Below are 26487 nucleotides of genomic sequence, written 5' to 3'. Positions count from 1 at the left end.
TGAGTAAGACCAGCAGATACGATCTTAAGGGAGTTGTAAGACAGCGACGCAACGGTAGAGTTATGAAAATTGTATCTTCCGAGACAATAGATAGCTGGATAAAGGGCCCCTACAAGAAGTACCGAGAAAGATACTCTCTGGAATTAGTGCCTGCCGACGAGAATGTGATAGGTCTTCCTGGGAGGGATTCGACATTTCAAGAGAGTGGGCTGGTGACAATCCCTCCCATACCTCATGGAATCCCACCGGTGAAGGACGATGAGGGCGGTGAAGTGAAGCTTGGACGGGTGAATCAGAAGCATTTAGTGCCTGTCGTAGCCTGTCTAAGGAAATTCGGCCCGGAACAGTGCATTGTTGCTGGTGAACTCAACAGTACCATTTACGACGAGAGATTCCTGGCAACGCTTGAAGATGAACTAAGGCTTGCCACCGGTTGGACACACGACGGGGTCCTTCCCTACCGCACACAGATCGTTTGCGGGCCAGTTGTGATGATTAGGAAAAACGGAGATCGTGACAGAATCAAACGCACGGTTCTACCGGAATTGATCAATAACCCAGATGTGGATGTCTTTTGCTCACTTACGCGCCAGCCGGAGCACTTCAGACTGGCCCCGATGGCAGTATACTGGGAAAGGTGGCATCGCCCAAACGAGCCAGAACGTTGGGCGCACAAATCGTATTATGATCCGGAGACCCTAGTGCGTTTTCAGAAGAAGAAGATCGCAATCCTAACAGACAAGAAGAATGTTAAGCCCGTTGAGACTCTCGCAAAAATGAAAGAGTGTTTTGTTTTCATGACTGCCGAAGAACTCAAGGTGGTTTTGAAGGCAGATCACGATAACTATCCCGAGGACGAGATGCATTTTGATAGCCTCAAGAAAAAGGAAGTTTTGCAAATCGCGAAAGACGAAGGAATAGACCTTAACTGAAGTTCCCATGCAAATGATATACAATCAGGGCTTCTCGGCAAGTCTCAGGATTCCCCTCTCGGTGCCGGCTGCCGAAGGATAGTCCGCCCCCCCATCACCTCCGGGGCATCAACTGGCGGGCGATGACGATTCGTTGCATCTCGGAAGTACCTTCGAACAATTCAGTGACACGGGCATCGCGGTACAATCGTTCGACGTGGTACTCGCTGCAATAACCATAACCACCCATCACCTGCACGGCTGAGTGCGTCACTTTGGTCGACATCTCAGAGGCGAATAGTTTGGCCTGTGCCCCGGCCATGGTGTACGGCTCACCCTGGTCTTTCAACCAAGCCGCCTTGTAGACAAGATTGCGCGCCGCCTCAACCTGTACCGACATATCGGCCAAGTGAAATTGAATCGCCTGAAAAGCCGCCAACGGTTTGCCGAACTGTTCACGCTCCTGCGAGTACTTGACGGCCAACTCCAGTGCCTCCTGAGCGATCCCGACGGCCATGGCGCCGACACTGATCCGTCCACCATCGAGCGTCGACATAGCAATCTTGAACCCCTCCCCTTCTCTTCCAAGCAGGGCGTCTTTGGGCACTTTGCAGTCTGCGAAGATCAACTCGGAAGTCGGCGAGGCTTTGAAACCCATCTTTTTTTCATTGGTGCCGATCTCGAACCCCTCAGTATTGCGATCAACCAGGAAAGCGCTGATCGCCTTGGGTCCGCCGCCCTTTTCCTTGATCGCAAAGACCAGACAGTTGTCGCACATCGAACCCATCGTGATGAATATCTTGGTGCCGTTGATAACGTAGCCGTCGTCGGTCTCCTGGTAGGTAGTGGTAAGCGAGGCGGCATCGGAACCGGCGCCCGGCTCAGATAGGGCGAAGGCTCCTATGTACTCACCCGTGCAGACGGGCGGGAGATACTTCTGCTTCTGTTCTTCGGTGCCGTGCTTCACCAACGGAAAACCATAGAGCGAATTGTGCAGCATGACCACCCCGCAATGCGACGGACAACCGCGCGACAATTCTTCGCTGGTCACCATGTAAGAGACGGCATCCATCTCACCGCCACCGTACTGTTCCGGCAGTGTGATGCCCATCAGGCCGAGTTCGCCCATCTCCTTGAGCAGATCACGATCTATTCGCTGCTCGGCATCGAACTCTTCGGCCTTTGGTTTCAGTTTCTTCTCGGTAAAGGTGCGCGCCACTTCCTGGACGGCCAGGTGATCTTCATTCAGTGCAAAGTCCATATCACATCCTGTCTGCTTCGCTATTGCATAAACTTAAGCGGGAGTCTAAGCGACTCCCGCTTGCAGGTCAAACTAAAACGGACAGGTAAATTATCGGGATGTTACTGGCCGACAAACTCCGCTTTGCGTTTCTCCAGAAAGGCGTTAGTGCCTTCCTTTTTGTCTTTGGTAACGCAGATTCCGGCGAACAGAGCAGCCTCGTGTTCACACCCGGCGTCGAGTGTGACATTGCAGCCGCGATTGATCGCTTCCTTGGCCGCCGCGACAGCCAGCGGCCCGCGCGAGGCAATCTTCTGCGCCATCTCCATGGCCTTGTCCATCAGCTCGTCCGGAGGATGGACTTCATCGACCAGCCCTATCCGGTAAGCCTCGTCGGCTGGATAGATATCACCGGTGAAAATCCACTGCTTGGCCTTGCCGAACCCGACCAGCCGGGTCAGCCGCTGGGTGCCGCCATAGCCCGGAATGATTCCCAGCGATACTTCCGGTTGACCCAGTTTGGCTTTGGCCGAAGCCAGACGAATGTCACAAGCCATAGCAATCTCACAGCCGCCGCCGAGAGCAAAACCGTTGACGACCGCAATGATCGCCTTGGGTAGCTTTTCCATCTTGAAAAGCAGCGACTGACCGCGATCACACTTAGCCCGTCCACTGATCACATCGCAGGTGGCCAACTCACCGATATCGGCACCGGCCACGAATGCCTTCCCCTCGCCGGTGAGAATGACGCAGCGGATGTCATTGTCGGTGGCGATGTAATCGAAACAGGCGTGCAGGTCGGCGATCGTTTCATCGTTGAGTGAATTGAGCACTTCTGGTCGACTGATCGTGACGATGCCGACACCGTTTTCTTTGTCCAGTTTGATATTCTTATAATCCATGACACCTTCCTGCTACTTGCTGTAATCGTAGAAGCCGCGCCCGGACTTGCGACCGTGATAACCAGCTTTTACCATCGCCTTCAACAGAGGCGGTGCTGCGTAGTGATGCAGCTTAAACTCGGCGAACAAAATTTCGGCAATGAAATAGGTGGTGTCAAGGCCGACAAAGTCGGTCAATTCAAGCGGTCCCATCGGATGGCCGCAACCCAGTTTCATACCGGCATCGATATCCTCTTTGGTGGCCACACCATCCTGGAGGGCGCGGATGGCATCGAGCAGGTAGGGCACCAACAGACGGTTGACCACAAAACCCGGGGTATCCTTGCACGACACGACTACCTTGCCGACTTTTTCTCCGAACGCCTTGGCCGATTCAAAAGTGGCGTCGCTGGTGGCCACAGTCTTGACAACTTCGACCAGCTTCATTACCGGCACCGGGTTGAAAAAGTGCAGTCCGCAGAACTGACCGGGTCGATCGGTAGCAGCGCCCATCTCGGTTATCGATAGTGACGATGTATTCGAAGCAAAGATAGCATCCTTCTTGACGATGCCATCGAGCGTCTTGTACAGCTTGATCTTTTCATCGAGGTTTTCTACAATCGCCTCGATCACCAGATCACAGTCGGCCATGTCGTTGACATCGGTGGTCGCTTTGATTTTGTCAAGCACCGCTTTTTTACCGGCTTCATCCAGTTTGCCTTTGTCGACCGCTCGCGAAAGTGATTTGTTGATCCGTCCCATTCCCTTTTCCAGGAATTTGTCTGCCACTTCCATAGCGACGACATCGATACCCGCTTTGGAGGCGATCTCGGCGATTCCCGTTCCCATCAGCCCCAGACCGCAGATGCCTAGTTTCGTGATTGCCATGTTATCTCCCTTCGTGCAGTAAAACGATAAACTATCCAATGTGATGGCCGCTGGAAAGCGGCCGGTGATTTCCTGTTTTGTTCTCGTGAATGGGTGGCATGAGCCAACTGCTCTTGCCTACGTGCGAACCTACTCAAAGGTTATAATCGAGCGGAGGCCCGCCCCCTTTCTGAGATGGTCGAAGGCATCATTGATATCATCCAATGAAAAACGAGCCGTGACCAATTCCTTGACCTTGATCATCCCCAGTCGGCACATCTCGATCAGTTTGGGATAGTCGACCGGTCGACAACCCAGTGAGCCGACAATCTCCATCTCGTGAAACATGATCTTCCCGGCAAAAAGCGAAATGTTCTCAGCGCTGTAACCCAACACCACCAATCGTCCGCCAACGCGCAACGAGGCAAAGGCGGTTTCGATAACTTTGGCGTTGCCGATAGCTTCGATGGCAATGTCGGCCCCACCGCCGGTCATCTTCTTGACCGTCTTGGGCCATTTTTCATCTTCTTTGGGATTGATGACAGCCTTCGCGCCGAGTTTTTTGGCCCACTCAAGTTTTTCCTCTGAGATATCTACCGCGATCACGGCACCGCCGACGGCTGCAGCCATCTGCACCAAATTGATGCCGACACCGCCGCAACCGATCACCACCACCGAGTCACCCGGCTTGACCTGCGCCCGGTTGACAATGGCATGGTAAGGCGTCGAGATAGCATCGGCAATGATGCATCCTTCGACAAGCGGTATCTCTTTTGGCAGATGGAAAGTGTCTTTGGCCGGTGCCAGTAAGTACTCAGCGTAGGCGCCGTCGACATTGTTGCCGAACATGATCATGCTGTCGCAAATATTCTCACGCCCGGTGCGACAGGCACGACAGTTACCGCATGTGTATACCGCCGGCAAAAGAATATTGTCACCTTCTTTGAAACCGTCGACCCCTTCGCCCATACCGGCTACGGTGCCCGAGGGTTCGTGGCCGAGGATCAGTGGTGGTTTCTTGAATGTCGGAACGCCGTGGTCGATGTAACCGATGTCGGTGTGGCAGACACCGCAAGCCGCTGTCTTTATCAGCAACTGTCCGGGTCCGGGAGTGGGCGTGGGAACTTCTTCAATTTTCAGAGGCTGTTTCGGTCCATGAAAAACGGCGGCCTTCATTACAATCTCCTTTTGTCACCACAGTTAGCGTGAGCGCCTTAATGGATAATACAATCCGGTCTACTCGTCAACTGATTCGTAAAGATCGTCGTCAAGCGGCTTGCCGGTGGGTCGGGTGAATATCATAACGGAAGAGTCGTTGGCGTCTTCGAAACATATCGTGCAGCCATCGCATCCGAGTTGTTGGACCGGGACTGTCTTGGTTTCAAATCCCAGCGTCCGGTAGTTGTCAATCGCTTCTTCCAGCCGCACGCCTGAGGCTGTGAACTGCTGGGTCCAGCCTTCGGCCTTGAGTTTTTCGATCAATTCAGTGCTCATAATCTACCGGTGTCGAAACCTCGCATTGCGACCCCTTCGGGGCAGGGGTCTCGACCTATGTCCTCCATTCAAGTTCCGCGACTTAACCCATCGACTTCGCTCAGGCTGACAGTAGGGCTGCCGTTCTTTTTCCCTCTTGAGAGGGCTGCCCGAAGGGCGGGGTGTGTTTCTTCTTCTAATGATCCCAGTAACACACTCCTGAATCCCCTCTCAAGAGGGGAGCAAGACGCACCTGCAAAACGTTTGTCATACTGGCGAAGGCCGGTCTCTTGTAGGTCAGGTCCTTTACGGACCTGACTCAATTGTCAGGACCACAAGGGTCCTGACCTACCTCATACTGTCATACAAACGGACCCCATCAGGGGTGGCACCCTCAAAGTTCTTTGGGGGTGATTCTTCTTCTGAAGGATTCCCGTCCCAAACAAGGTTTGAGACGGCCACCCGAAGAGAAGACTGGATGCCGGATCAAGTCCGGCATGACAAGGTTGAGGCATGTCACTATTAGAACAACTCATCATCAAGGTCGTTACCGGTCGGCAAGCTGCCGTGTTTCTGCAAATGCTGCGACAACATTTCTGACTCGCGCTGAGTATACATCTGATGTGGTTCAAAACTCAGGAAATCAGCATCAAATCCATCTTGTAGCTTCTCGTCGGCGAGAGCCTGCATGTTCTCCGCACCGGCAACCAGCACAACGTTTTTATCATGGTCGTAAAGCAGCAACACACCCGCCTCAGTCGGCACGGTTGCCACGCCGTCCTGGTTGAACTTGTCGAGCCCCTCCGGCGGCGATTGAACGGCCGGGACCTTCAGCCTGAGATCACAGCGGCTGCATCGTGACGCCTGCGCAACGGCGGTGGTATCGTCGTAACCTTGTTCGATCTCATCGAATCCGTCCCGCTTCTCCACCAGCAGACAGTGTGGTGACTGAAGAGATGTGGTTGCATGTTGTGATGCCGCCGGGTCTTTGTCGGCGGCAATGCCATAGGCAGGCAATTCACCGTCGCCTCCGAGATAGCGGTCGACCGCCTGGGCGACCAGACGACCTGCCTCGACCGCCGCGACCACCGATGACGGTCCCGACACGTTGTCTCCTCCTGCAAATACGCCTTCGCGTGAAGTCATGCTGTCCAATGGCGACACCTCAATGGTTCCTTTAGTCGTGACACCAAACTTCGCCAGAGTCTCTACGCGCTGGCCGATAGCAGCCACTACATGATCGACCTGCATCTCTGTGGTCGATCCTTCAATCGGCACCGGCGAACGTCGGCCAGAACTGTCTGCTTCACCCAGTTGCATCTTTTGCAATGTCACACTCAGGTGCCCATTCTCTTTTTTGACACCAACTGGGCCGTGCAGAAAACGCATTTCAATGCCTTCGGCCAGCGCCTCGTCGATTTCGTTTTCATAGGCCGGCATCTCATCGCGAGTGCGACGATAGACAATCGTCACTTTGTCCGCCCCCAAACGACGGGCCGAGCGAGCGACATCGGTGGCCACATTGCCGCCGCCGATCACAGCTACCCGTCCCGAAAGATCGATCTTCTCACCGTCGTTGATTCGTTGCAAGAGTTCGAGTCCATCTTGTGCGATGTCCTCCTGCTGTGAACCTTTGGCCAGGGCCACCGAGCGGGCTGCTCCTGTCGCCCAGAATACAGCGTCGAAACCGGACAGCTCATCCGGCGAGTCAATCGGTGACTGCGGATGAAAGGTAACGCCCAGGTCGAGGATTGCCTGGGTCTCGATCTGCAGTGCTTCTTCCGGTAAACGGAATCTGGGGATACCATATCTTAACATCCCGCCGGGTTTTTTCATACGGTCGTACAGGTCTACCTGGTGTCCCGACAATCTTAGGTAGTAGCTCGCCGTCAACCCGGCCGGTCCGGCCCCAACAACCGCGACCCTCTTGCCTGATTGGTCTTTCAGCACCAGCTGACTCTTCCAATGTCCATCATCATGGTCGGCGGCGAATCTCTTGAGAGAACGAATAGCCACCGGCTCATCCCAGGTCTTGCGACGGCAGCCCTGCTCGCATGGGTTGTAACATACCCGGCCCAGAATACCGGGGATAGGCGCTTTCTCACGAATGACCGCGACCGCTTCGCCGTAGCGCTTCTGGGCCACCAGCCGGACGTACAAGGGTACGTCGATCTCGGCCGGACAAGTGGCGCGACAGGGTACCACCGCATCCTCCTTGCGATCACTCTCAAACGGTTTGTCCATCATGGCGCCGGTGGGGCATACTTCAATACAGAGACCGCAGAAGATACAGCCGGATTCTTTCAGCCTGCCGGATTTCGGTATCGCAACCGGTCGTCCGAATTCTTCGGTGAGCTTGAGCGCATCGACCTTCTTGACATCGCGACAGGCGCGGATACAACGGGTGCAGGCAATACAGAGATTGTAATCGAAGTTATAGAACGGTTCGTCGAGTACTTTTGGCAGCCCGTCCGACTTGTAACGCGGAGTGAAATCGGGGATACCGATATAGGCGGCGACGTCCTGCAGTTGGCAGTTTCCAAACAGCGAACAACATCGTTCCGGCACTTCAACATTCTGGGTACAACTGGTTCGGGTGCACCCCTCGGCGTCGGAGCATGTCAGGCATGCGTGGGGGTGGGTGGTGAGTATTTTGGCGAGACTTCTTTGTCGCGCTTCCCTGATCTGAACGCTGTCGGTCGTCACTTCGCTGACCGTATCCGAGGCAATCCGGCAGGCGCGCACCGGTGATGCATCGCCGTTGACCTGTACCACACAGAGACCGCAACCGTCGTCGTCGCACGCCGGTAAAGCCGGATGATGACAAATGTGCGGGACATAAATGTCATTATCCAACAGGGTCGAAAGAAGACTCTGACTACCAGGTGCCTCTAGTTGTTTGCCGTCGACGATCATGCTACCACGAGTGGCTGATAGCGTTCTGCGGACAAACCTCTACGCACGGCAACGGCGGCGGATCGGAAGCCGGTTTGCACTCTGAGCAGACATAGGCCAACGAACGCCTATGTTCCTCCACGACCGCCGCCACCAGGTCGTCGTAGTCGTCCTCTATGATGTCAAAGACATCCTGCGGACAGGTATCGACACAGTTATGGTCGGTGCATTTCAGACAACCTTCGGTTTCGATGGCGATGTAATAATCCCCGGACCCGTCGGTGTATCCGTAGTTCGCCTTCATACTATCTTTCTCCGCTTTGGTACTTCCATACTACACTGAGCGGCCTTACTTGGCAACAGTTTTGGCCTGACGCTTCTCGTACAAGGTTTTGGCGAACAGTGCCGCTCCCAGGGCGCCGGCGATCTGAGAATCGAACTTGGTCTGAATTGCGTTTACCCCGAGAATCTTCTCCAGCCTTTGAACAACTCCTCGGTTCTTGGCGATGCCGCCGGTAATGAAGAACTTCTCCTGCATCCCGACCGACTCCAACAGAGATGCCACCCGCTGAGCCATAGCCGAACAGTATGCGGCCAGCACTCTTGATTTCGGCCAGCCGTCTTTTAACAAGGCCATCGCTTCGGATTTGGCAAACACGACGCAGGTCGATGACACCGGCGGCGGTTCTTCTTCGACCTCAAACGACAGGTCACCTATCTCGGTGATTGGCACTTCCAGGAGGTCGGCCATGACTTCCATACCGCGCCCGGTACCGGCGGCGCACTTGTCGTTCATCTTGAAGTTGGTTACTTTGCCTTTTTCATCGCAGTGGATAGCCTTGCAGTCCTGTCCGCCCATATCGAGAATGGTTCGCACATCATTGCCGGCCATAAAATTGGCCCCGCGTGAATGGCAGGCTATCTCAGTGACTGCCTTGTGCGCAAAGGGTACATTAACCCGTCCATACCCGGTCCCAACGACAAACTTGAGATCCTCGATAGTCAGGCCGGTACTTTTAATGGCGCCGTCAAGGGCGCGACGGGCCGAGTCCGGTGAGTTGGAGCCGGTGCGAGCGTTGTTGAAAGCATAGAGTTCACCATCGACACATATAACCGCCTGCGAGGAAACCGATCCGACATCGATCCCGGCCGTTACGATGTCACCCTCGCGCCAGTCTTTGTTTTCATCGCGCCAGTTATACTCGGACCAGCGCCAGAATTCCTGTTTGTTTTCAGTCATCAATCGTTCTTGCTCCTTTCGACGGCCACCAGGGCAGCGCCCAGAGCGCCAACATACTCTCTGTCTTGGGGTATGACAATCTCGCATTCGAGAGTCCGTGTGAGCGAATCGACAAACCCAGGGTTATATGCCACGCCACCGATCAACGCGACTTTCTGCTCCAAGCCCACTCTTCGTACCATCGAAGCCACTCGGCTGGCTATAGCATCGTGCACGGCGCGTGAGATGTCCTCTTTGGGCGTCTCGGCATGCAACAAAGACACCACTTCCGACTCGGCGAAAACGGTGCACTGGGCGTTCATAGGGATTGTCCTGGTCGACTCAAGTGACAACTTGCCGAACTCGTCAAGAGTGACCTCCAGGGCGCGCGACATCGACTCGGCAAACGACCCGGCGCCGGCGGCACACTTTTCATTCACCGCAAAATCGACCACTTTTCCTTCACCACTCACTTTGATGCCGCGTCCTTCCTCGGCGCCGACATCAATCACCGTGCGCGCCTCGGGTACGGCGTGCACAGTACCAACCGCGTCGGCGCCCACTTCGGTAACCTGGCTGTTGGCCTGCTCCACTGCCTTGCGACCGGCCCCGGTGGAAACAATCTGCGCGATGGTCGACGCATCGATCCCAGCCTTCTCGACGGCTGCCCCAAGAGCCATGGCGGCTGATTGGGCTTGGTCAAAACCGGTCGCGGTGACTGCTTTGCCGATAACGGCTCCATCTTTGAGAACGACTACCTTAATCGTCTTCGAGCCTACGTCAATTCCAGCAGTAATCATCATACCTCCTGTCGTCTTCAATTGTAAGTGTTGCCAACCTCGCCAGGTCTGTCATGCCCGCGAAGGCGGGCATCCACTGGCCGGTCTTAACGGATGGATTCCCGCCTGCGCGGGAATGACAAGCATCGCCCCAGGCCTGCACTTCTGTTTCTGACGCGGTGTGATTCAACAATCCTCTACTCCTCCTGCAACATTGTGTGGGCGGCGGATGTCCTCATCTGCCTCTTTGCTTCGACTGCGCTCAGCATGACATGGAACGACGCACGAGGACGTACACCACGCACACTACTACGCCTCTTGCAACATCTCGATATCGAGGGTTTCCATAAACGAATCAATCCGTGCCATAACGCGCTTCTCGTCGAATTCACGTTCGTCACCCATGTTGCCCTCGAAAGTCATCACCGGCACACCGGCCTCGGCGATACCCAGGCGGTTTTCCATGATACCGCACGAAAGACCCTCGCAACCACGGTTCAGATGCAGCATGACACCGTCTACCTCCCACTGTTTGCAAATTTGCAGCATCATCTTGGTCTTCAGGTTGGGATCATAGAAATGCTGCCACTCCGGCTTGGCCAGATTCCAGTCGGCCAGCAGGCGAAGGGCCTGATCGCGAGTGGTGATCTCCTCACCTTTCTGCATCGGCGTCGTGCGTGGACCCCAGGTGCCGTCCGGTTTATCTTCCCAGATTCCGATCAGCCCGAAGGTGTATAGCGAACCGATCGACACCGCGCCGAACTTCTCAAGATAGCGAAAGACTTTCAAAAATCCCCAAGGCGGTTGCGTGTCGGACATAAGGCGGCAGCGTTCGTTGGGCACGGCCGCGATTTGGTTGTCGATTCGGTATTGCACCTCGTCGCGCAGTTCTTCGTAGAAATCGGCAATCTCCCCGGAGTGCTTGGATAAAGTACCGTGCACGTAAAGCGAGTACATCGTTTTCTCGTCCAGCGGCGCCGGCCTGGCCATGTTGAGATAGCAGACTTCAGCCCAGGCCGCGGTTGAGCGGAACTCATTCTTGACCGCCTCGATCAGCAGTTCGTCCTGGTACTTGCGGCCGGTTGTTTTCTCCAGCCATTCGATGGATTCATGCATCTGGTTGACGACGAACATCAAACGGTTCTCATCGACATCTTCGTAGGGACCCACCGATACATCGATGCAGAAATACGGAATCTTTTTGTACTCGGCCACGTGCTGATACCACTTGCCGTGACTGCAACAAATATGATCCTGGAAACAGAAATCGGGCTTGGGATACTCGCCGCCGAAGGCATACTTGTTCAAGTACATCGAGCCCCAGTAGTTGCGCATGTAACTGCAAAGGTCACGCGCCCAGCCTTTGGCTTCGGCTGCTTCCATACATTCCATCGAGAGCTTTTTGTCGAAGGCAATCGAGGCGCCATAAGGTTCGCCGGTGATATTGTAAACGTCGCGACCCAGCCCGGCCGGGATAGCATCGAACGCCCAGGCTCCCCCGGTCCAGCGCAGCCCGCCGTTTTTGTGTGCCTCCTGGTAATCCTGGTAGTACTTCAGCCTGAGTTCTTTGGCCTTGGTCCAACTCTCAAGCGGTGCGGTTTTGTATTGGGCCATATAGTCATCATCCTCTCTATCAAAACAGTTCTTCTTCGCCAACCATCTCAAGGAATGCTTCGACCCGGATGCGCATGGGACCGAGCGGCACGGTTACATCGAATTCCAAAAACAGAGTGGGAAAACCGTTTTCGTTCAGAAACTCCTTAAGCGGCGGCATATCGCATTCGTGCGGATCGCAGAACTTCTGTTGAATCAGTAACACACCGTCGACATTGAAATCCCTGGCCATCTGCAAAATGTGCGGAAAGCGCGTGCGCTCCTCCCAATCCTTGGTGGGACAGGCGGGGCGGTCGACATAGCGATTGGCGATGTCGTGGACTATGTCGCCCGTAGTATATTCAATCGAGTTCCAGAAATAGCGCGATCCGGTGCAGTGATCATCGGTAACAATAGTCGCGCCGACCGACTCGACCATCTTGACAAATTCGGTATCGTCGTCCTCAGATCCGACCAGCATCAGACGCGCACCGGTTTCACGGTCGAGAGTACGCTCCTTCAACATCGGCAGAATCCGTTTCAATTCGGCGTTGTGCTCTTTCTTGTCGACAAAGAACGACGAAGCCACCATCACCATCGCCTCCAACCCTGTCACGGCTGGATTGGGACCCTTGCGCAGATTGTAAACTTCGTGGGCAAGGACACGGCTCTCGTTGTACAGTTCGGATGCTTCTTTAAGTGCCTCATCGGTGATCTTGCGACCCGACCATTCCTCCAGCGAAGCGCGAAACTTGCCCAGTTCCCCCCTCAGATATTCGCGCGAGTGCTCAGTCTGCACTTTGTTGGGCATGTACAGATAGTAGGCGTAATCGACCGGCACATGGTTGCGCCATGATGTGAACGACTGCCTGAGATGCAAACAGGACTGGGCCAGCATGATCCCCTTCATGTAATTGAAACGACCCTTGAGACCCTGGGCCAGAACATCGCGACAAAACGGACAGTACATGCCGAAAATATGCGGCTCGGTGACATCCTGCGGCTCGTGCGAACCGAGCATCCGAACCGGCAGATGACCGTTGGCGTAAATCAACTCCTCCGGTGCATAACTGCAAAAACAACCAACCACCTCACCGTCGTTCTTGCTCAACCAATCGCGCGCGTAGTCGTGACGCTTGTCGTACCATTCAAAGAATTGTGAAAACATAAACCTCCTGATATCCTTATGCGGTCTGTATTCCGTTGTGATGCGCCATCATGCTTCCGTTCCGCTGGGTCCTGATTTCGCGATGAGCGAGATTGTGACCCGGCGGTCCAAATCTCGCATAAAAAACGAGGACCAGCCACGGTACCGTCATTGCAAGGCGCGCCTTGCGTGCCGCGGCAATCTCATCCAATGTCATCCTGAGCGCAGTCGAACAGTGGGCCTTCAATTGCTCGTAAGATTGCCGCCCCCGGCGAAACGCGGGGTCGCTCACAATGACGGGAAAGCCGCTGTGTTGTGCCCGTGTGATCTTCAGATCGCGCCGGGGTGGGTATGCTGTCATTGACTTGTGACCGAGTCTGAAGACTCGATCACCACAACGCAATGAACCGTTTCGCCTCATCACGACACCTTTATTCCATTCAAGTAAATCTTCAAGAGTTGATCGGACAGTTTACTGATATCTGAATTCTTGTCGGCATCATACCAGGTGTAGACCCAGTTGAGCGAACCGTACAAGAACAACGCCGCCATATCGGCATCATGCCTGCGCCCGTCGAGATTCTCAGCGACCACTTGGCGTACCAAACGGTAGTACTTGCGGCGGACGTTTAGCACCTCACGGTAGTACTTGCCCGACAGCGATTCCATTTCGTGCACACACACTTTCAGGTCATCCATGTTTTCGACAAAGAACTCAAAATGGTTGTCGACCACGGCGCGCAGGCGAGCCTCATTTGTCTCGCACGATTGCAGCCGCTGCTCCAACGTATCGTGTAACGTCGAGAACGTGTGATGCTGTAATGCGTACAACATTTCATCTTTGTTGGTGAAGTAGTAATAGATACCTGACAGATTGATCTTTGCACGGGCGGCAACATCGCGCACCGAAGCGCCTTCGAAACCATCGCGGGCGATCACATGCGATGCTGCTTTGAGAATAGATGCCAGTCGTTTTTCGTACTGGCGGTTTCGTCGAGCCGGTGCGTTAGCGGTTTTGATTGCCGGTAGCATGGTTCTGTGTCCAATCGTCAAATTAAATCGAACGTTCGTTCTAATTATACTATGTTATCGACAGAGGGGTCAAGAGAAAAATGTGGTTGAAATTATCCTAATTGAAACCCGATTTCATTTGGGCGTGGTGGGCCGAGAGTAAGAGAAAGACTACTGCTATGGGTGGCCGTCTAAAACCTTGTTTGGGGCGGCGGGTGGCCCGGACTTGCCCCGGGTTTCATTCTTTAGTAGGGCGGGCCCGTCCTCGAACTGACCGGCAGAACTAAACTACCACGCAAAGCGCGTGATGTCGAAACCACAGGGGTTTCGACCTACGGTTTGGAGACGGGAGAAGATCACCCCCAAACCGGGTTTGAGGGTGCCACTCACCACACCAACAGCGGCAGAACCGCTAATCTTCCACCGCGGACTCCCTACAAGAGAAAAGCCCAACCTCACGACTTAACGCAAGGCGTGGTTTCAAAGGCGCGAAGCGCAAAAAGTGATTTATCACCCCTCAGAAACAGCTTGTGTTTTGAAACGGCAGAGCCTACATTCTCAAGTCAGTAATTAGGTAAATGGATGCACACAGTCCCTGTTTGACACTTCGACCCGGGCTGGTGCCTGAAAAGTTAACGGATAGTGGCAAAGCCACAGGAGAAGGGGAATCTCGATGAAGTTTGATGATTCTTTGGAAAACGACATTGTCATCCTGGATGTCTCGGGCAAAATCATGGGCGGCGAAGAAACTACCATGTTCCACGGCAAGCTCCATGAGTATATCAACCAGAACAAAAAGAACATCGTGGTCGATCTCTCCAAAGTCGACTGGGTAAACTCTGTCGGACTGGGGATGCTGATTTCCGCCCTCACAACCGTCAAAAACTCGGGCGGCCGGCTGGTACTGGCCAATATCACCAAAATCGAGTCGATCCTGACTATTACCCGCCTGATCAGTGTTTTCGAGCACTACGACAGCCGCACCGAAGCGCTCCAGTCGTTCGCATAGCAGCGTTCCCGAGCAAAGCGATTATCGAAAGCCCCCCGTCGGGGGCTTTTGTTTTGGCATACCTGCCCGTAAATCCAGGTGGTGTTGGGCCTCGGGTGGCACCCTCAAACTCGGTTTGGGGGTGGTTCATGCGAATTCCCGCCCCAAACAAGGTTTGAGGCGGCCACCCACCGGCTGTCAGGCGAGTCGTCTTACAGCATTAGCTGCCGACAAAGGCGGGTCCACGCCGCGGCGCGCAGGCGAAGACGGACCCACCCTACGAGAAACGTCCGAAATTTCAATTAATTACTAATTTCTTAGTTTTTCGCCAACCGAAATGAAACTATGCGATCATGGGTGCGTAATGACTTGGGTAGATTAGTTAATTTGTTACTAGGTTCTCCGCTGCGATGCGCAACAGCGAGGACCAGGGACGCGTCAGAGGGTTTCAATTTGTTTCGCAGGGTTGTGCTGTCCAATAGTGAGATAGACTTCTTGACAGGAGGTAAAAGACGTGAGAACTTGGATTCTCCTCTGTACAACCGCTGCGCTGTTATGCGCACTCTTCACGACCACCGTATTTTCCGACACAGAACCGACCGATAAAGACAAAAATGACGATGTCCGTATCATGCGGGCGGTTCGAATCAATCCCCATGCTCCATCGATTGACGGCAAACTGGATGATGAAATCTGGAAGAGTGCCAAGATTGAAAAGGTGACGGGATTTCTGCAGATGGAACCCGACGAAGGTGAAACTGCAACTGAGTCAACGCTGGTGGCAACGGTTTATGACGACGAAGCTATTTACTTTGCGTTCTGGTGTTTCGACTCAGAGCCGGAGAAAATTAAACAGCAGATGGTCAGGCGCGATCGATGGTCGGAGGCCGACTATGTTAGAGTCCGGCTGGACCCCTACCATGATCATCAAACCGGGTATGAGTTTCGGCTGAACGCTTCGGGCGTCCAGCGTGATTTCAGAATGTTCGATGACGTCAACATGGATCAATCCTGGGATGGAATCTGGGAGGGTGAAGTGGCTATCCATCCATGGGGATGGGCGGCCGAATTCAAGATTCCGTATCATAATCTCAGATTCACAAAGAAAAACGAACATGTTTGGGGTGTAAATGTCACTCGATATATAAGTCGCAAGGCCGAAGTTGACTGGTGGGAGTTCTCACCCTCGACCGAGGGTGGGTCGGTATCGCAGTTTGGGCATCTGGAAGGGATCACCGGTATTGAGCCGGTTCGTCAGTTACAGGTTTTACCATACGCGGTATCCAAATTTCAGACCGAGCCGAGTCATCTTGGCAACCCGAACGGGCGGGACATGCTGGGTGATGTCGGCTTCGATGTGAAGTATGGTATTTCGTCGAACCTGACTCTTGACGCCACGATTAATCCAGACTTTGGACAGGTGGAACTGGACCGTCCGGTGTTGGACCTGTCACCGTTCGAGACTTTCTTCAGCGAGAAACGTCCGTTCTTTATCGAGGGCTCCGATCTGTTCAGTACGCGATTCATGTTGTTGAATTCGCGCCGTATCGGGCGAGCTATCACCGGCGGCGTTGACGATGACGATCTTGATGTGTACACCGACTATCCCGAAACAGCGACTATCCTCGGTGCGGCAAAAATCACCGGTAAACTCTCCGGCGGGACCTCGCTGGGATTTCTCAATGCCGTAACAAAGGAAGAGAGCGCCGATTACCTGACGGTCGACGGTGAAGAACGAACCGGCGTGGTCGAGCCGTCGGCCAACTATAGCGTCTTGCGGGTCAAACAGGATCTGCTGTCGAACTCATACGTCGGTGTCCTTGTGACCACGACCAGCCAGAAGACACGCACCCCGGCCACCACCGGCGGCCTGGACTGGCAACTTTATACCAACAACGGCACCTGGGGATTCGGCGGCCAGACCGTGTTCAGCCGTAATTCCGGTGAGCCGGTAGGCTTTGGAATGGCGGTCGAGCTTCAGAAAGCGGCCGGCAAACACTGGCGCGGTTCCATCGGGGGGACGGTCAAGGACCAGAACCTGTATATAAACCGGATGGGGTACACCAGCCGCAACGATATACGCTCCTTCTATGGTTGGCTTCAGTATCGCACTCAGGACGACTGGTTTGTCTTCCGTAACACCTACCACAACATGAATATCTACGCCGGTTGGAATTATGCCCGCGACAATATCGATAAAGGCTGGAATTACAATTTCTACCTGGATTTTATTAACAACTGGAGTCTCGGCGGCGGGCTCAGCCAAAGTATTGACGATTACAGCGATTGGGAAACGCGCGGCATGGGACTCTGGGAGCGCCCAAAGTCATGGAGCTGGTGGGCGTCGCTGCATACCGACGGTCGTAAGAAAGTCTCTTTCAGTCTCAATCCGGGCAGTGGTCAGTCTCGCTTTGGATCCTGGTGGGCGCACTATACCGGCGTTGAATTCCGACCTACAGCCAATATGGAATACGGCCTGGGTGTCAACATCCTGAAGGACAACGACCAGAGACGATGGGTGGGTAACCCGGTGGATTCCATTACAAACGAAGAGGTAACGTTGTTTGCCGACCTCGATCAAACACGGGTCACACTGAATGTCAGTGCCAGTTTTATGCTGCACAAGAATCTCTCGTGTCAGTTGTCGGCCAACGGCTTGCTGGCCGGGTTGGATTATGAGGACTATCGTCTCTACGAAGGCGGCAACCAGTATAGTGCTGTCGGTGATTATGGTGGTATTGATGCTCCCAATAGTGACTACAATTACTCGTCGCTCAACTCGACGCTGCTGATGCGATGGGAGTACCTGCCGGGCAGTACGCTGTATTTTGTCTGGACACGTTCGCGTCCGGAAGTCGACGATACGGTCAATGACCTTAACCTGTCTCGCGATTTCGATCGTTTCTTCTCTGAAGGCGCCTCGAACATATTCTTGGTGAAAGCGAGCTACTGGTTGAACATATAGAAGCCCCACTTCGATGGGAGTAACTGACTCTCAGATGGGGTCGCCTTGTGCGGCCCCTTTTTTGTAGGCTAGCCTACTTTTTCGCACTTCGCGCGCTGACCAAGGCGGGTGGCCCGGACCTTGGGGCTTGTTGCTAAACCCTCAATATCACACGGTGATGTGCTTCGCGATGAAGGTGCTGTCAGGTGACTCGCCTGACAGCCATCGGCGGGTGGCCGTCTCAAACCTTGTTTGGGACGGTGGACAAGCATCTTATTCGCAGGTCGGGGTTGACACTCCCTTGGCAAAGACCTATCGTAGGACATGCCCGACGATAATGGCCAACACAACGCAATCATCGAAACCGACCGGCTGTTTATCCGCAAGGCTTTGTCATCCCAGGCCGACATCGAAATGTATCACAGCCTGTGGACGAATCCTCAGGTGATGACCAATGTCGGTTTTCCCAACGGGCTGAAAACATCGCGAGAAAAAATCGCCGAACAAATCGCCGACCAGAGTCCATCCGAATACGAGTCATTGCTGGTTGTAGTATTGAAGGACTCAGCCACCCCAGTCGGGGAATGCAGGCTGTATCGGCCCGACGACAAGGGTATTTCGCGCACAGATGTTAAACTGCTTCCCGAGCACTGGGGGAATGCCTACGGTGTGGAAGTCAAACGAGGCCTGTTGGAGTACTTATTCACACACACCGACTGTGTGGCGGTCCAGGGTGATCCCAACAAGAGCAACGTTGCGTCGCAGAAGATGCAGGAAGCGGTGGGTGGTAAACGAATCGGTGAGGATGTTTATCGCTTCCCGGAGCACATGCGGGATTACACCTGCGATGTGCACTCTTATATCTACATGGTATTTCGAACGGATTGGGAAAAGCGACAATCGTAGGGCAGTCCGCCGCGGCGGACTCTGCTCCTGCCACGGCAGGTTCAATCTCACCCATGCACGCGCCGAAAGATCACCGCGCCGACAGTAAAAGCGGCCACCCCGACACCGATTAGAACCCCCAGCGGCAGAGCCATCTCACTGTAACTAAAGCCGCGCCAGATCGCACCTTCGAGGGCAAGTATCCCCCATTTGACCGGACTGATATGGCTGATGGTTACCATCCAGTTCGGCATCGCCATAAGAGGTACCATACCGCCACCGGTCATTGACATTACCAGCATGATTGCCCAGCCGGCTCCGGCCACCGCTTGCTCGGTCTTGCCGAGGACGCTCATCAGCATCATCAGGCCCGTGAAACACCCGGCGCAGGCGACTACGGCTAAGGCCAGTCGCACCGGGTCGGGCGTACTGATGCCGAAGACCAACTTGGCAAACAGTAATAACAGAGAACAAACCGCTATCGAGAACAAAAAGCAGGCCAGCCCTTTCCCGGCCAGTAGGTGGGCGCGCGACAGCGGCGCCAGACGCAATCGCAAAAGTGTGCCGCGGGTGTGCTCGGACACGATTGATATGGCGAAAGCGGCCGTGCACCCGATTAATGCCCACATGAGTGCCTGTGGAAAAGTGATTTCCCAGGATGACCGCGGGCCGCTCTGTTGACGAACTACTTCTTCAACCTCGATCTTTGGTCCCAAGCCTGTACTCGCCCCGCCGCCACTGTCCGCCGCCGAGCCGCCGGCCAGGACACCGGTGTCGACTTGGCCCATAAACTGCTCGAGGTCTCCAAAGAACCCGGTGAGCACTTCGCGCTGTCCCGCATTCATGTTTGTATCGGACTCAATTTGCTCAACAACGTTCGAGAGGAATCTCTGGGACTTGGATGGGTTGAAAAATCGATCCTGCATCATCGAAAACCAGGCTTCCATCAAGAGACCCTGCAGATATCCACCTTCGGCCTTACGGGCTGGATCAATTCCGACGGTGAGAGTCGTCCCGTTTCCTGCAAACATGTTCTCAAGCGAACCAAAACCGGGGTGAACAATCAGGTAAGCTACCGCCTTGCCGGTGCGTACCAATAAGCGGGCAGAATCGGCATGGGATACAGTAACACGTAGAGCTGAAGAACTGTCCAGGCGAGCCGCAAACGCCGCCGATTGTTCCGACTGCGCCTCATCTACAACTACAATCTTCATCTCGGCACGATTGCCCGAACCGCCGCTGAATATGGCGCCGAAGAACAAAGCCATCATAAGCGGGAAAGCCAGCACCCAAAACAGGCCGAACCGATCCCGCGCGAGCAGGCGCAGGTCTTTGGCGGCAATTATCAACAGCGTTCTCATTGGTCGCGCAGCTTTCTGCCGGTTAGGTTCAAAAACACCGTCTCAAGATTCGGTTGGTCGATGCGCATAGTGACAAAGGACTGACCTTTGGCACTCAAATCGGCAATTGTATCCATGGGGCTGTCTGTTTCTACTCTCAGGTTCAGCCCGTCGAGCGTCCCCGGAAGTCCTGCAGTCTCCTCCGGAGGCGCCGACAATTGAGCATTCACGAAAGAGGGTCCGCCGTGGTTGGTGATCAGGTTTTCAACACTGTCGACGGCCATAATACGACCGTTGTCGATTATGGCAACTCGGTCGCACAGCCGCTCGGCTTCTTCCATGTAATGAGTAGTATAAAGAACGGTGCGTCCCTCGGCTTTGAGTTGGCTGACTTTTTCAAAAATCAGATTACGTGACTGCGGGTCCACACCCACCGTCGGTTCATCGAGCAGCAGCACTTGTGGATCATGTACCAATCCGCAGGCCAGGTTAAGACGTCTTTGCATCCCGCCCGAATATGTTTTGACACGGTCCCGCCTTCGCCCCGTCAGCCCGACCAACTCAAGCGCCCAGTCTGCTCGTGCGCTCAAGGCTTTACCCGACAAACCGTACAGCCGTCCAAAGAAAGCCAGGTTTTCATCGGCTGTTAACTCATCGTATAAAGCCAACGCTTGCGGCGCGATACCGAGTGACCGCCGCACCTGTGTCCGGGTCGGATCGGTAGCACCATCGATCGAGATACCGCCCCGATCGGGTTCCAGCACCCCGGCCAGCATGTTTATCGTCGTGGATTTGCCCGCGCCGTTCGGCCCGAGAAACCCGAACGCTTCTCCCTTGTGTATCTCAAAGGAGATGTCATCGACGGCGGTGATTTCGCCGAAGCGCTTGGTGAGGTTTTCAGCTTTGATCATGGCTTATGTTCGTTTGATACGCTCACTTCTTAACTTGGTTGCGTTGTGGCGAATATAACTGTGCCATGGGCACCAGTCAAACGGGGTCAGAGAAAAAAAGGCAGCTTGCTGCCCCTTTGACGTTGCGTTTGGTCTTGAACCGTTCTTTATTGGCGCCAGGATAGAATGTCAAGTTTTCAGGAGATAAGGACATGATTGCGAAGATTGAGCAGTACTTAGGAGATGATAAGGGCCTACTCAGCTACAAGTGCAAAGGGATACCAAAGGAACGACTGCACTTGCCGGGTACGGATTTTGTAGACCGTGTCGTGGCCCAGTCGGATCGCACCCCGGCCGTGATGCGCTCACTGAATTGGATGTTCACCACCGGTCGCATGAACGGCAGTGGATACCTTTCGATTCTGCCGGTGGATCAAGGCATCGAGCACACCGGCGGCGCATCGTTTGCTCCCAACCCGGATTATTTCGACCCGGCGAAAATCGTCGAGTTGGCTATTGAGGGCGGCTGCAATGCCGTAGCTTCGACCTACGGCGTACTCGGTGCCGTGGCCCGCAAGTATGCCCACAAGATTCCGTTTATTCTGAAACTGAACCACAACGAATTGATGACCTATCCCAATAAGCATGACCAGGTGATGTTCTCCTCGGTCGAGAACGCTTTCAACATGGGCGCGGTCGGTGTCGGCGCCACGATTTACTTCGGTTCGGACAACTCGATGCGGCAGCTTACAGAAGTCACCGAGGCCTTTTCGCAAGCACACGAGTTGGGTATGTTCACGGTCTTGTGGTGCTATCTTCGCAACTCAGGTTTCAAAAAGGACGGCACCGACTACCACACCGCAGCCGATATGACCGGACAGGCCAACCATCTCGGTGTCACCATCGAAGCCGACATTATAAAACAGAAACTGCCCGAATGTAACGGCGGCTTCAACGCTATCAGTTTCGCCAAGACGCACAAAAAGGTCTATGACGAACTGTCCAGCGACAACCCCATCGACCTCACCCGCTACCAGGTGGCCAACTGCTACATGGGGCGGGCCGGATTGATCAACTCAGGCGGTGCTTCCACCGGGTCCGATTCGTCGGATCTGGCCCAGGCAGTGCTCACGGCTGTCATCAACAAACGGGCCGGCGGCATGGGTCTGATCTCCGGACGCAAAGCCTTTCAGAAGCCGATGAAAGACGGCGTTGCGTTGCTTAATGCCATCCAGGATGTCTACCTGTGCGATGAAGTGACGGTGGCGTAACCCATAAATGGGTTCTTTCGCGCTTCGCGCGTTACTCCAGTCACCCTGAGCGCAGTCGAAGGGTGCGACCAACGCCGGGTGCAAAGCGTAAGATACCCATTTATGGGTATCACCCCCGCAGCCCTCTGTCACCCCCGCGAAGGCGGGGGTCCATCTTTTCACTTGTGCAACAGCAGGGCACATCCTACCTTTGAATCGGCATCGGTGATCAAATGTGACTAAGATGGAGGGTGCATGTATGCACAAGACATTCCGCAGACTCCTCGAAAAGGCCACAGGGGCGTCGGAGCATGTGATAGCTGCAAATATAGACGTCCGCAGTTTTACGGAGTTTGGCAAGAGAGTCGAATCGCCCGATACAGCGATGTTCATCAAACGCGTTTACATGACTATTATCGATGAGTATATCCCTGATTTGTCGTACTACAAGCCGGCTGGAGACGGTCTGTTGGTAGTTGTACCCTACGATCAATGGACGCTAAAGGACCGTGCACGGGACACCGTTAAGTGGTGCCTTTCCCTTGTCAAGAAGTTTAACACAATCTGCAGGAACGATCCGATGATCAACTTTGCTGTACCGGATAAGATAGGCATAGGCCTGTGCCGCGGTCCCGTTACAAAGTTGATCGCGGGAAGAACGATCCTGGACTACTCCGGCACTGTTCTTAATGTGGCGTCCAGATTGATGGACATCGCCAGGCCTTCCGGTATAGTATTTGATGAGGGATTCGGCCTTGAATTACTACATCCTTCCACCAGAAAGCTGTTCGCCAAAGAGTCCGTCTTCATTAAAGGAGTCGCGGAACACAAACCAATGTCAATTCACTACACGGTGCAGAATACGAGAGTTGGCACTTCGTACAAGAAGCCTCTGGCGGCGGTACAGTGGGAAACTGAGACAGACCAACTTGCGCTCAAAGAGATCAAGGCACGACAAAAGCGGTTCTCTTACGACCTAAAGAAAGAGCCGTTGGATCCTGCTCAACTCAAGGTAAAGGTTACTTTCCCGCATGTTCACTCGGGTCGCAAAAAGAAGGGCCTTGTGTCATTTGTTGACTTCGATTCGTACAGGTTTGACACAGAAGCTGGGCAACCTTTTGTCGAGATAGACTATGATGCCTTGGCAAAGATGCTCGCGAGTCATGAAGTGAAGGACAACATGCAGGTGACAATAGATATCAAGTATCCCACCGCATAGGCTTCTGTCACCCCCGCGAAGGCGGGGGTCCATCTTCTACTATGTCACAGTACTCTGTCTACATCCTTACCAGTAAAAGCACGGTACACTGTACACTGGGGTGACAAGCGACCTTGTCGGTCGAATCTACCAACACAAAACCGGAAGCGTCGAGGGTTTCACCAAGAAGTACAAGGTTCATCTCTTAGTTTACTATGAGGTGCATGACGACATACACAGCGCTATAACGCGCGAAAAGCAAATCATGAAATGGCGACGGGCATGGAAGATTCTTGTGATTGAAGCGAAGAACACCGATTGGGACGATCTATACCCTCAGTTGATGTAAGAATGGATTCCCGCCTTCGCGGGAATGACAAGCGCGGCGTACACAGGACAGGTTGTCGCCACAGCGCAGATTTCTTCCTTGTCCAACGAATGTCGACGAGTATCTTACCGGTGAGGTGAAGACATCGATAGGAGAGTCGCGCCATGAATACCACCCGCCGAGTGCTCAAGAGACGATTTGTGATTGCGACATTGCTGACCCTCGCATCCTGCTTGCTCTTCTGCCACATAGCAGCCGCTGACAGTCCGGACCACGATTCTTCAGGCGAGCGACAGGCTGACTCTTTGCAACAGAGTAGCGCAGGCCCGTCTTTGCCCGCGCGCCGCGGCGTGGACCCGCCTTTGTCGGCAGGTCTGAAGACAGACCTGCCCTACAAGACTGAGACACCGGAATCGCTATACCCGATGTCGCCGGAACGCAAGGAAGAGCTGATTAGTTACTCGCGTTTCAGGAACATCTGGCGTTTCGCAAGCTTCCTCATCGGCATCGGTACCCTGGCCCTCATTTTGTTAACCGGACTGTCTGCGAAGCTCCGCGATCTTGCCTGTCGCATCAGGCTCAGGTTCTTTGCCGTTTGGGTTTTCTATATCTTCATCTCGCTTGTCGACTACATGCTCAATCTGCCGTTCACTATCTACCGCAGTTTCATAGTCGAGAACAACTACGGGTTTCTGAACCAGACTTTCATGCAATGGTGGGGTGAGAATCTGCTCGGCCTCTTGCTTGGGCTGATCGTCGGTATTATCCCTGTTTGGTTTTTCTATTGGCTGGTGTCCAAAATGAAGCGGTGGTGGCTGGCCTTTTCGCTGGGGGCGATACCGTTTGTAGTGATATTGATCGTCATTGTTCCGGTGTTTGTTGCACCCTTGTTCAACAAGTTTGAACCTCTCAAAGACAAGCAGCTTGAAGCAGAGATTCTCGCCCTGGCCGAATCGGCCGGGATTGAGGGTTCCGATATTTTTCAGGTGGACGGCTCCAGACAGTCATCCAAAGTCAACGCCTACGTGACCGGCTTGTTCGGCACCAAACGGATCGTGCTCTATGACACCATGATCGAAAACTTCACTCTCGATGAAATCCGCTATGTCATGGGTCACGAGATGGGCCACTATCTCATGAACCATTTATGGTGGGGGTTGGCAGTGGCCATCATCTTTATCATGTTCGCTTTATGGTTGATGGATAAGACCATTCACGGCGTCATACACAGGTTTCGCACCCGCCTGGGCTTCGACAAATTGTCGGACATGGCCTCCTTGCCCCTGGTGTTGATCTTTGTTCTCGTAATCAACTTTGTCTTTCAACCGATCACCAATTCCGCCTCGCGGTACATGGAGCGACAATCCGACAAGTTCGGTATGGATGTAACCGGTGTCTCCGGTGAAACCGCGGCCGTCACCTTTGACAAACTGTCGGTGTACAACTTGTCCGACCCCGATCCACATGTGCTGATTGAATTCTGGTTCTACACTCATCCCGCTCTAAAGAAGCGCACGGAGTTTGTCAGGGGTTACCGCCGATGAGGATTCACATAGTCACGCTATTACTGTGCCTGACCGGCCTGGTCCAACCGGGATCGGCCTCGACTGGTTTGGAGCTTGAGCGGGCCTTTGACATCATGTATGATCCGACCCTTGACGACACGGCTGTCTACGAGGTGTCCGGGTTAACCATCGAACATCGGGATATGACTCTGTATCTGGACTCCGGACGGATCTATCTTTGCGAGCCGGTCGAAATCGACGGCACTCCGCTCTGTTTTGGGGGCTACTTTGAGGGTAAGGGCAATTTCCAGTTCTATCCGTCGGTGCCATTGGAGCGCGATCAACTGCTGAGATTTTTCGAGACCGACTCACTCAATCGTGCCATCGAATCAGCCGAGCTTCTGTTCGGCCATCAAATCCACCAGCTCATACTGGATTCGTGCACCCGGTCTCAATCATCGGTTGCCTCCGGCACCAGAAAGGGTTTTCGGAAGGCCCATAGTCAATTGGTTCATCACGAGCGGCGGGGCAATATCTACCGCGCTCTGAAGTGTCTCACAGAACCTGCCGTCGAACCATACTTGCTGGTTAATGTCGAACCGGACGGTACCGAACGAGTCTGTTATCGATACTATCCATTCGCCAGGGAGGAAGTCCGTTTTTTCAAGACCTTTGGGCTGTTCCCCCTTCGGAAATGGTTGGAGTTAATCTGCAGCTACTCTCCGCCTTCAGTAGCGGAAGCCGCTGGTGACCACAAGGTCAACAGAATACGGTGGGACCCGGTTCATTACGAGATCGCAACCTCGATTGATAGTCGTGGAGAATGCGTTTGTCAGGCGGAGTTATCATGCGAAGTATTGGCTCCGCTAAAGATCGTGGCCTTGAATCTGCACCCGAAATTGGAGGTCGACAGCATTCTCGATTCATCGGGGCGGTCTCTCCGTTTCAAGCGATGGGAGAAGAAAAAAAACCGATCCGATGGTTTGTATCTGTTCCTTGAAGAGGTACCCGAGACTGGGACAACGACAACTCTTACATTTTTCTACCACGGGAAGATTGCCGAACGGCACGAAGGGGAATTCTTTGTGCAGGCGGGAGCGGAATGGTATCCGCGATTGAACTTCAATCAGAAGACGACATTCG

At 54.0% G+C, this 26487-nt stretch carries 22 protein-coding genes and 1 pseudogene; 9 read left to right on the top strand and 14 right to left on the bottom strand.

Translation table 11 applies throughout. The annotated features are described in order from the left end of the window. Nucleotides 1–62 precede the first annotated feature (62 nt). Nucleotides 63–932, top strand: coding sequence for a hypothetical protein (locus OEV49_16885; protein MDH3892739.1), 870 nt, complete (start codon nt 63–65; stop codon nt 930–932). A 94-nt stretch (nt 933–1026) separates the two neighbouring features. Here the strand turns inward: OEV49_16885 and OEV49_16880 are convergent, their stop codons facing one another. From OEV49_16880 to OEV49_16825, 12 genes are all read right to left on the bottom strand, one after another. Next, nucleotides 1027–2172, bottom strand: coding sequence for an acyl-CoA dehydrogenase family protein (locus tag OEV49_16880; protein MDH3892738.1), 1146 nt, complete (start codon nt 2170–2172; stop codon nt 1027–1029). Nucleotides 2173–2273: 101 nt separating this feature from the next. Next, the gene (locus OEV49_16875; GenBank protein ID MDH3892737.1) at nt 2274–3053 is read right to left on the bottom strand and encodes an enoyl-CoA hydratase-related protein; all 780 of its coding nucleotides are present in this window, start codon (nt 3051–3053) and stop codon (nt 2274–2276) included. Nucleotides 3054–3065: 12 nt separating this feature from the next. Next, the gene (locus OEV49_16870; protein ID MDH3892736.1) at nt 3066–3920 is read right to left on the bottom strand and encodes a 3-hydroxybutyryl-CoA dehydrogenase; all 855 of its coding nucleotides are present in this window, start codon (nt 3918–3920) and stop codon (nt 3066–3068) included. Between the two features lie 129 nt (nt 3921–4049). Continuing rightward, nucleotides 4050–5075: a zinc-binding dehydrogenase gene (locus OEV49_16865; GenBank protein MDH3892735.1), complete on the bottom strand. Its 1026-nt coding sequence runs from the start codon at nt 5073–5075 to the stop codon at nt 4050–4052. A gap of 60 nt (nt 5076–5135) precedes the next feature. Further along, on the bottom strand, nt 5136–5393 hold the full coding sequence (locus OEV49_16860; GenBank protein MDH3892734.1) for a hypothetical protein: 258 nt from the start codon (nt 5391–5393) through the stop codon (nt 5136–5138). Nucleotides 5394–5894: 501 nt separating this feature from the next. After that, nucleotides 5895–8288, bottom strand: coding sequence for an FAD-dependent oxidoreductase (locus OEV49_16855; protein ID MDH3892733.1), 2394 nt, complete (start codon nt 8286–8288; stop codon nt 5895–5897). Between the two features lies 1 nt (nt 8289). Beyond that, nucleotides 8290–8571, bottom strand: coding sequence for a ferredoxin family protein (locus tag OEV49_16850; GenBank protein MDH3892732.1), 282 nt, complete (start codon nt 8569–8571; stop codon nt 8290–8292). A gap of 45 nt (nt 8572–8616) precedes the next feature. Continuing rightward, complete coding sequence (gene bzdQ / locus OEV49_16845) at nt 8617–9507, bottom strand: benzoyl-CoA reductase, bzd-type, subunit Q (GenBank protein MDH3892731.1); 891 nt, start codon at nt 9505–9507, stop codon at nt 8617–8619. Then, complete coding sequence (locus OEV49_16840; GenBank protein MDH3892730.1) at nt 9507–10286, bottom strand: acyl-CoA dehydratase activase; 780 nt, start codon at nt 10284–10286, stop codon at nt 9507–9509. The genes bzdQ and OEV49_16840 overlap by 1 nt, the downstream gene beginning before the upstream one ends. A gap of 288 nt (nt 10287–10574) precedes the next feature. Continuing rightward, complete coding sequence (gene bzdO / locus OEV49_16835; protein MDH3892729.1) at nt 10575–11879, bottom strand: benzoyl-CoA reductase, bzd-type, subunit O; 1305 nt, start codon at nt 11877–11879, stop codon at nt 10575–10577. Between the two features lie 19 nt (nt 11880–11898). Then, nucleotides 11899–13026, bottom strand: coding sequence for a benzoyl-CoA reductase, bzd-type, subunit N (gene bzdN, locus OEV49_16830; GenBank protein MDH3892728.1), 1128 nt, complete (start codon nt 13024–13026; stop codon nt 11899–11901). 399 nt (nt 13027–13425) lie between these two features. After that, nucleotides 13426–14037: a TetR/AcrR family transcriptional regulator gene (locus OEV49_16825; GenBank protein ID MDH3892727.1), complete on the bottom strand. Its 612-nt coding sequence runs from the start codon at nt 14035–14037 to the stop codon at nt 13426–13428. A 652-nt stretch (nt 14038–14689) separates the two neighbouring features. Here OEV49_16825 and OEV49_16820 point away from each other — a divergent pair. The 3 genes from OEV49_16820 (at nt 14690) to OEV49_16810 (ending at nt 18854) form a co-directional block, all read left to right on the top strand. Continuing rightward, the gene (locus OEV49_16820; GenBank protein MDH3892726.1) at nt 14690–15025 is read left to right on the top strand and encodes an STAS domain-containing protein; all 336 of its coding nucleotides are present in this window, start codon (nt 14690–14692) and stop codon (nt 15023–15025) included. A gap of 493 nt (nt 15026–15518) precedes the next feature. Next, nucleotides 15519–17969: a carbohydrate binding family 9 domain-containing protein gene (locus OEV49_16815; protein MDH3892725.1), complete on the top strand. Its 2451-nt coding sequence runs from the start codon at nt 15519–15521 to the stop codon at nt 17967–17969. Between the two features lie 303 nt (nt 17970–18272). Further along, entirely contained in the window at nt 18273–18854 is a 582-nt protein-coding gene (locus tag OEV49_16810) for a GNAT family N-acetyltransferase (protein MDH3892724.1), read from the top strand. A gap of 47 nt (nt 18855–18901) precedes the next feature. On the opposite strand, the gene OEV49_16805 is transcribed toward OEV49_16810, so the two are convergent. Continuing rightward, a complete protein-coding gene (locus tag OEV49_16805) occupies nt 18902–20194 on the bottom strand; it encodes an ABC transporter permease (protein MDH3892723.1) in 1293 nt (430 codons plus the stop codon). Further along, nucleotides 20191–21084 carry an ABC transporter ATP-binding protein gene (locus tag OEV49_16800; protein ID MDH3892722.1) on the bottom strand — a complete coding sequence of 298 codons (894 nt, stop codon included), beginning with the start codon at nt 21082–21084 and terminating at the stop codon, nt 20191–20193. The genes OEV49_16805 and OEV49_16800 overlap by 4 nt, the downstream gene beginning before the upstream one ends. A gap of 191 nt (nt 21085–21275) precedes the next feature. On the opposite strand from OEV49_16800, the gene OEV49_16795 reads away from it, so the two are divergent. The 5 genes and pseudogenes from OEV49_16795 to OEV49_16775 all read left to right on the top strand — a co-directional run. Then, a complete protein-coding gene (locus OEV49_16795; protein MDH3892721.1) occupies nt 21276–22334 on the top strand; it encodes a class I fructose-bisphosphate aldolase in 1059 nt (352 codons plus the stop codon). Nucleotides 22335–22572: 238 nt separating this feature from the next. Beyond that, entirely contained in the window at nt 22573–23532 is a 960-nt protein-coding gene (locus OEV49_16790) for a hypothetical protein (GenBank protein MDH3892720.1), read from the top strand. Between the two features lie 41 nt (nt 23533–23573). Further along, nucleotides 23574–23860: pseudogene (locus tag OEV49_16785) on the top strand (GIY-YIG nuclease family protein). Nucleotides 23861–24003: 143 nt separating this feature from the next. Further along, entirely contained in the window at nt 24004–25383 is a 1380-nt protein-coding gene (locus OEV49_16780; GenBank protein ID MDH3892719.1) for a M48 family metallopeptidase, read from the top strand. Further along, a partial coding sequence (locus OEV49_16775; GenBank protein MDH3892718.1) for a hypothetical protein occupies nt 25380–26487 on the top strand: 1108 nt, incomplete at its 3' end. The genes OEV49_16780 and OEV49_16775, both read left to right, overlap by 4 nt.

Source organism: Candidatus Zixiibacteriota bacterium (assembly GCA_029860345.1).
GTDB lineage: Bacteria > Zixibacteria > MSB-5A5 > GN15 > FEB-12 > JAJRTA01.
Note: the sequence above shows the minus strand (reverse complement) of the source record. Positions and strands in the feature narration are given on the sequence as shown.